This window comes from Sideroxydans sp. (assembly GCF_054604835.1).
Genome location: NZ_JBTSFG010000017.1, coordinates 1 through 5,959, shown reverse-complemented (window position 1 = coordinate 5,959; position 5,959 = coordinate 1). Strand labels below are relative to the sequence as shown.

Annotated in this window: 11 protein-coding genes; all 11 read left to right on the top strand. The window is 54.9% G+C overall.

Going from position 1 to position 5,959, the window contains the following annotated elements:
* Window positions 1–29: 29 nt before the first annotated feature.
* A complete protein-coding gene (locus ACYCZ5_RS13780; RefSeq protein ID WP_461545378.1) occupies window positions 30–1,190 on the top strand; it encodes a hypothetical protein in 1,161 nt (386 codons plus the stop codon).
* The gene (locus tag ACYCZ5_RS13775; RefSeq protein ID WP_461545377.1) at window positions 1,187–1,495 is read left to right on the top strand and encodes a hypothetical protein; all 309 of its coding nucleotides are present in this window, start codon (window positions 1,187–1,189) and stop codon (window positions 1,493–1,495) included. Before ACYCZ5_RS13780 ends, ACYCZ5_RS13775 begins: the two co-directional genes overlap by 4 nt.
* Window positions 1,488–1,991, top strand: coding sequence for a FlhC family transcriptional regulator (locus tag ACYCZ5_RS13770; protein WP_461545376.1), 504 nt, complete (start codon window positions 1,488–1,490; stop codon window positions 1,989–1,991). The genes ACYCZ5_RS13775 and ACYCZ5_RS13770 overlap by 8 nt, the downstream gene beginning before the upstream one ends.
* Window positions 1,988–2,449: a lytic transglycosylase domain-containing protein gene (locus tag ACYCZ5_RS13765; protein ID WP_461545375.1), complete on the top strand. Its 462-nt coding sequence runs from the start codon at window positions 1,988–1,990 to the stop codon at window positions 2,447–2,449. Before ACYCZ5_RS13770 ends, ACYCZ5_RS13765 begins: the two co-directional genes overlap by 4 nt.
* On the top strand, window positions 2,446–3,099 hold the full coding sequence (locus ACYCZ5_RS13760) for an OmpA family protein (protein ID WP_461545374.1): 654 nt from the start codon (window positions 2,446–2,448) through the stop codon (window positions 3,097–3,099). The genes ACYCZ5_RS13765 and ACYCZ5_RS13760 overlap by 4 nt, the downstream gene beginning before the upstream one ends.
* 47 nt (window positions 3,100–3,146) lie before the next feature.
* A complete protein-coding gene (gene traA, locus ACYCZ5_RS13755) occupies window positions 3,147–3,437 on the top strand; it encodes a TraA family conjugative transfer protein (protein WP_461545373.1) in 291 nt (96 codons plus the stop codon).
* 65 nt (window positions 3,438–3,502) lie between these two features.
* Window positions 3,503–3,709 (top strand): hypothetical protein, encoded by a 207-nt coding sequence (locus ACYCZ5_RS13750; RefSeq protein ID WP_461545372.1) that lies wholly within the window; start codon window positions 3,503–3,505, stop codon window positions 3,707–3,709.
* Window positions 3,710–3,722: 13 nt separating this feature from the next.
* Window positions 3,723–4,010 carry a type IV conjugative transfer system protein TraL gene (gene traL, locus ACYCZ5_RS13745; RefSeq protein WP_461545371.1) on the top strand — a complete coding sequence of 96 codons (288 nt, stop codon included), beginning with the start codon at window positions 3,723–3,725 and terminating at the stop codon, window positions 4,008–4,010.
* Window positions 4,011–4,012: 2 nt separating this feature from the next.
* The gene (locus tag ACYCZ5_RS13740; RefSeq protein WP_461545370.1) at window positions 4,013–4,603 is read left to right on the top strand and encodes a TraE/TraK family type IV conjugative transfer system protein; all 591 of its coding nucleotides are present in this window, start codon (window positions 4,013–4,015) and stop codon (window positions 4,601–4,603) included.
* Window positions 4,563–5,237: a TraK domain-containing protein gene (locus ACYCZ5_RS13735; protein WP_461545369.1), complete on the top strand. Its 675-nt coding sequence runs from the start codon at window positions 4,563–4,565 to the stop codon at window positions 5,235–5,237. The genes ACYCZ5_RS13740 and ACYCZ5_RS13735 overlap by 41 nt, the downstream gene beginning before the upstream one ends.
* A 26-nt stretch (window positions 5,238–5,263) precedes the next feature.
* The coding region (locus ACYCZ5_RS13730) for a TraB/VirB10 family protein (RefSeq protein WP_461545368.1) at window positions 5,264–5,959 on the top strand (696 nt) is incomplete at its 3' end.

Here is a 5,959-nt window from a genome sequence, read left to right as displayed (position 1 = left end):
CACACGTCATCTGAGTTGCTGCGAGGGGTATGGGTGCCCCGGACAGCAACACTGCTGCGCGTTCCCCTTTTCAAGTTCGTCTCAAGCTCGCCGAGCGGGAAACAACCGCAAGCCTACAACAAATCGTCGCATTGGGTTTTGGTTGCGACTCCATCAGAGGAGTCGCGATGAGGCAAAGAACCATCAGTGATGATTTCTGGCGCGATTCCCAAATCTGGGGATTGAGCCAAGAAGATACAGCTACGCTGCTGTATCTGCTCACCAGCCCATCTTCCAACATCATCGGTTGCTATCGCGTGGTCTGGCGGATCGCGGCCGCAGAGATGGGCTGGACTGCCGATCAAATGCTCGTTGTGATCAAGCGCCTCCAGGAGAAAGGCCTCATCGAATACACAGATTCAGGTTGGGTCTGGGTGAAGATCTGGTGGAAGCATAACTCAGTCGCAGTTGCCCTAAGTCCAAAGTCCAAGTTGATCAGCCATGCGCGGAAACAATTTGCCGACATCCCAAGGGATTGGCTGGTGGCCTTTGGAAAGAGCTTGGAAGCGATGGGGATCAACACCCAAGAAATCGGGTATCCATCCCCCATCAAGACAGCACCGGATGCCCCATCCAATGCCCCATCCAATGCCCCATCAGATGCCCCATCGGTAAACGTGCAAACCCATCAACAGATGGGTTCTGATGCCCCATCGCATGCCGCACCTGATGCCCCAGAGGATGGGGCCGAGGGTAACAGGTATCTTGTATCTGGTAACACCACCACCACAAGCTCCTCCTCCGGAGAAACCAAACCCGTGGTGGTGGTGGATGATTTGATTTTTCCACCCCAAACCCCTCAAGCCGAGCGTGACTCGATCCAAGCGGTGCTGGTCAGCACCGGGGTGGGGGAGGAGTTTTGGCAACAACTGGTCGACGAGTTGATCGGTGCACGGAAGCACAGGGCAATCAGCAACCCAGCAGGCTACATCCGCGGAATGGCCGAGCGTGCGATGAGCGGCACTTTCACCCCAGAGAGGGGAATCAGTGTGGTGCAGGCGCGGGAAGAGGCTGCCGCTCAGGCAAGTCACGACGAGGCGCAAAACAAGGCGTTTCTGAACGGACAACGCCCAACAGACGAGGTACTGAGCCGCCTGCCAGCTCGCCAAAGCGCTTTCTTGGAAAAGATGACGGGAGGACAAGCTAAATGAGCACCACAAATTCCTTGCAAAAGGACATCGTGACGCTGAATCGGCGATTCCTGCTGGTTGTCCAGCAAATGGCCAATGCAAAACACCCGCTCCTGAGCCCCTGCGTTCCTGGCTGGCTGATGCAGAAGGTACGCAACATGACGCTTGAGGAGATCGATGCTCTCGCGGAAGACATGATTGCTCCTTGCTTCCACCTGAATCTACACGAGGGGCACTTCGATCAGATGAAAGAGCTCCCCCAAGGGGCTCGTCGTAAGGCGTACATGGCCAATGTGGTTGCTTCCAGCTCGGTAACCCATGCTTAACGAAACCATCGCCCAAACGCAGTCCTATGCCGCGACCCTGATCAGGGACGGGATGCGCATTGCTCTTGTGCATTCCATCACCGGCATCGCACGGGGCCAGCTGCTCGATTTGCGCAAGTCCATCCATGGAGATGATGCGCCGATGCAGGGCCGGATGCCGAATGACACCATGGCCTACATCAAGAGCGGTCAATCGCCGGTAGCGCTTGCCACAGTGGTGGCGGTGTACTTTGGCGCGGAGAGGAAGCTCCGGTCTCCGGTTGAGGCATTTATGGATGCTTGGGCAGTCGCAAAGCTGTTCGCCGATGGGGCAACTCCGATAGACATCAATGCGGCCTGGTATGCAGTGCGCGATGTCAAATCAGGCTGGGTCTCATGGGGCTTCTGCAGGAACTGCAAGGCCGGGTATCTACTCGACACCAAGCAAACGAAAAAGACCGACAACTGCCCTTACTGCGGGATGCAAAAACAGAAGCAGCACGAGGAGGCCCAGTGAGCACGAATCACATTATGAGCGGGCTGCTTTTCTTCTTGATGCTTGCCTGCTGTGCGCTCGCTTTCGCTGGTGAGTCCAAATGCTTCGGGCAGGCTGCTGCACGTTATGGTGTACCAGAGAATCTGTTGCGAGCTATCTCCCATGTGGAGTCTCGCGGAAATCCTTCTGCACGGAACACGAACAAGAATGGCTCAACAGATCTCGGGCACATGCAGATCAATTCCTACTGGCTACCGAGACTGGCCAAGTACGGCATTACCAAATCCCAGTTGTTGAACGCATGCACCAACACGCACGTTGGCGCTTGGATCTTGGCGAACAACATTTCACGCATGGGCTACAGGTGGGAAGCCGTCGGTGCGTACAACTCGAAGAATCCGGCAAGGGCTGCTAGCTACACAAGGAAGGTCGCGGCCGCATTGCATGCACAAACCAGAAATACAGGGGATCGCAGGTGAACACACGGCACGTATTAATTCCATTGCTTGTCCTCGCCCTCGCAGGCTGCGCCAGCAACCTGGAGAACATCTCTCAAGAGCGATGGGAAGCAAACATCGGGTATTTGGACGGGAGGTTCAAAGTGTGCCGCGAAAACTGCCCAGTACCAACGCCAAAAGAAATTGACGACTCAATTCCCTTGGAGGTCCTGGTATCCGAGATGGTGAAGAAATCCAGATTGGCACCTGCGCCAGTGCCAGCGCTTCCGCCAGTATCGCTGCAGGAAACTCCGAAAGCCCATGAAGAGATCGCAGAGCAGCAGTACGAGATTCATTTTGACTTTGGCATGAGTCAGCCGAACGCCGACGGTGAAAGCGAACTTCTAAAATTCGAGGAAAGCATTCGCGGCTTGAACAACATGAAGATCGAGCTGATTGGCAGAACTGATGACATTGGAACCAGCAAATTCAATCGGAGTCTTGCCAGAAAACGTGCCCTGAATATTGCCGCATGGATCAAAGCACGCGGCATCAAGGCCCAGATCGCACTTTCCACCAAAGCCGAGTGTTGCCGTGCGGCGCCGTATGACAGGCGTGAGCCGGCCTTCAAGGAAAAAAGAAGGGTAACGATTATTTCTCGGCAGATAGGGGAGGGGCAAATGAATAAGTGACTAGCGCTCCCCTAAAACAACTTTCTAACTACACAAGGAATGAAAAGATGAAATCGCAACAACTCAATAAACAACTTCTCCTGGCGCTGGCCATGCTCGTTCCGTTCTCCGCATTCGCGGGTACGACTGGTGCTGAGTTCTTGGCGCTCTACAACTGGGTCATGGGTATCGCCGGCGGCTATGCAGCACGTGCAATCTCGATCGCAGCAATTGTGGTTGGTGCCCTCATGTCGCTGGGTCGCGGCAGCCCGATGCCGATTCTCTCCGGTATTGGATTCGCTGTGTTCCTGGCGTACCTGCCGGGCGTGGTCAACGGCCTGCTGACCGCAACGATCTAACTGCCCTCGAACACCACCAGATTAACAGTCTGGTGGTCGAGACAAATCTGAAAAGGAGAACAGCAATGCTGTCTAACAAGGACTACATCAAAAACCTCATCATCGCGGGCGTATTCATCGCGCTCGGGATTCTTCTGCCCGGTTCGACGATAACCGACCAAGCCGCATTCACTGCAAACATCACTGGCATCTCTACGGGGATCGGCATCGGCTGGCTCATCAAGACGGTCTTCGAGCAAAAGCCGGCAAAGCCTGAAAAGCTGGAAGCATAGGAGGCTCGGCGATATGGAACCTGGTTACATCCCCCGAACACTCGACCAGCAAGAGAAGTTCTTTTTTTGGGAAGCTGACCAATTCATTCTCGCCGTGCTGATTATCGGGCTTGGCGTGTCGCTGGGGATGATGCTGTCCGGGATCATCGGTGGAGGTCTGGTGGCATACGCCTATGGGCGGTTGAAGTCAGGGAAACACCCCAAGTTCGCCGCCCACCTCATGTACTGGTGGCTGCCAAGCGCCGTTTCTCCCAAGACTCAGATAACGCCTCCATCTGACTGTCGTTATTACTTAGGCTAACCATGACACCTCAACACATCGCTTCGACGCACAAAAAAAAGGCGGCCGAGATCTCGTTTCTCCGGCTTGTTGTTGGAGGACTGCTCGTCCTTTCCATCATGGAGGGCTTTCTGATCTCGCGAACACTGGGGACGGAAAAAACCATCATCACACCACCGCACATCGAGAGGAGCTTCTGGGTGTCTGCAGATGGTGTATCGAAAAGCTACCTGGAGCAGATGGCCTATTGGTATGCAGGGTTGGCGCTGTCTGCAACCAAATCAACTGGCGAATACCAGAAGAAGCTATTTCTGCAATACGCAAGTCCGCAGAAATCAGGACAGCTTGCGGCTGAAATGACGGCACGGCTGGAGTTCATGGAAAAGAATTCTGCATCGACGCTGTTCACTGTGCGAGCAGTCAAGGCGGATGAAAAGCTCATGCGCGTTGCCATATATGGCGACCTTGAGACATACGTGCAGGACAAAAGGATATCCATCAAGCAAGTGATTTATGTGATCGCCTTCCAGAATCTGAATGGAAGAATTTTTGTTACTGAGTTCAAGGAAACAAATGAAAAAGACATTTTTGGTATCGGCGCTACTCCTCAATAGCCTACAGCTTCAAGCGGCACAGATTGTGTTCCAAGGGTCGCCGACGGACGCTACGACCGCAGTGATCTCCCGACACGAGCCGAATCTGATTACCGTCGATGGCCGGAAAATCCGGCGTATCCATGGCGCGGAAGGTTTGTTCACCATCACGCCCGAGCCAGACACCGGATCAGCATGGCTCAAGCCGACATCCGACAAGCCGATGATGAGCGCGTATGTCACTGACGAAGACGGACAGCATTACAAGCTGCTACTGAAAGTCGAGGACATTCCGGCTGAAACGATCATCGTTCGCGGCAGAGGTCTGAGAGGTTCAGCCATCCCTCCGAGCGGAAAGAACGAACCGAGGAACGACGACATCATCAATGCCACCGTTGCCTTGTTCAATGGCCATGGCGATCGCAAGAGCGAGGTCATCCCACTATGGAAAGGCACGCGATTCGAGCTCGTGCGGATCATCGATCTGCGCGGTTTGCGCGGTGAAGCCTATGTTCTGACCAACACATCCGACAAGCGAATCGTCATGGATGAGCGTGAGTTCTATCGTACTGGAGTGCAGTCGGTGACAGTTGAGAAGCTGACGCTGGAGGCCGGACAGTCAACTCGCGTCATCGTCATCAGCGAGGCCGAATAATGTCAATTTCCGAGAAGCTGGCCAGCATGAGCCCCAAGAATCGGCAGTATCTGCTATTGGGCGGCGCTGCTTCGGCCATATTGTTCCTTTCGTTCTTGTCGGCATCCTTGATGGGTGATCCTGCGCCTCAAGTGGCCACGTCCACCAGTCAGCAGGATGCCGAACCAACCAACATCGCGACACCCGGAGCGGCCGCCAATCCAAAGGATATCTGGATGGAGCAGTCATCGGCGCAAATGCAGCAAATGAATGAGGTCATCAAAGGGCTGAAGGAGCAGATGGCCACCATGGAATCGTCAAAGCCCGAAGCTGGCGCGACCACGGAATCTCTGTTGCCGCCGCTGCCACCACTGGTTCAGCCACCGCAGCCCCAAGCGACATCCATGCCCGAGATTGAACCGATTCACCAAGAGCCACCACGCGAGCCTGGGATTGCTTCCTTCGAAGTAAGCCAAGCGCCGGTGCAGACCAAGGAAGACACACAAGACACGAACATGGGTTACATCCCTGCCGGAACATTCGTTCGTGTCGCGCTGCTGGGCGGACTGGATGCCCCGACTGGCGGGCAGGCGCAGAACAATCCCCATCCCATCCTGATGCGTGCACAGGACAACGCCTTTCTGCCGAACAGGTATCGGTTTGAGGTCAAGGAATGCTTCGTATTGGCATCGGCCTATGGCGACATCAGCTCGGAACGCGCGATCGCACGGCTCGAAAACATC

Coding starts and splice junctions, on each gene's coding strand:
- traA (WP_461545373.1), top strand. CDS start 3,147: ATGAAATCGCAACAACTCAATAAACAACTTCTCCTGGCGCTGGCCATG.
- ACYCZ5_RS13735 (WP_461545369.1), top strand. CDS start 4,563: ATGAAAAAGACATTTTTGGTATCGGCGCTACTCCTCAATAGCCTACAG.
- ACYCZ5_RS13770 (WP_461545376.1), top strand. CDS start 1,488: ATGCTTAACGAAACCATCGCCCAAACGCAGTCCTATGCCGCGACCCTG.
- ACYCZ5_RS13740 (WP_461545370.1), top strand. CDS start 4,013: ATGACACCTCAACACATCGCTTCGACGCACAAAAAAAAGGCGGCCGAG.
- ACYCZ5_RS13750 (WP_461545372.1), top strand. CDS start 3,503: ATGCTGTCTAACAAGGACTACATCAAAAACCTCATCATCGCGGGCGTA.
- ACYCZ5_RS13775 (WP_461545377.1), top strand. CDS start 1,187: ATGAGCACCACAAATTCCTTGCAAAAGGACATCGTGACGCTGAATCGG.
- traL (WP_461545371.1), top strand. CDS start 3,723: ATGGAACCTGGTTACATCCCCCGAACACTCGACCAGCAAGAGAAGTTC.
- ACYCZ5_RS13780 (WP_461545378.1), top strand. CDS start 30: ATGGGTGCCCCGGACAGCAACACTGCTGCGCGTTCCCCTTTTCAAGTT.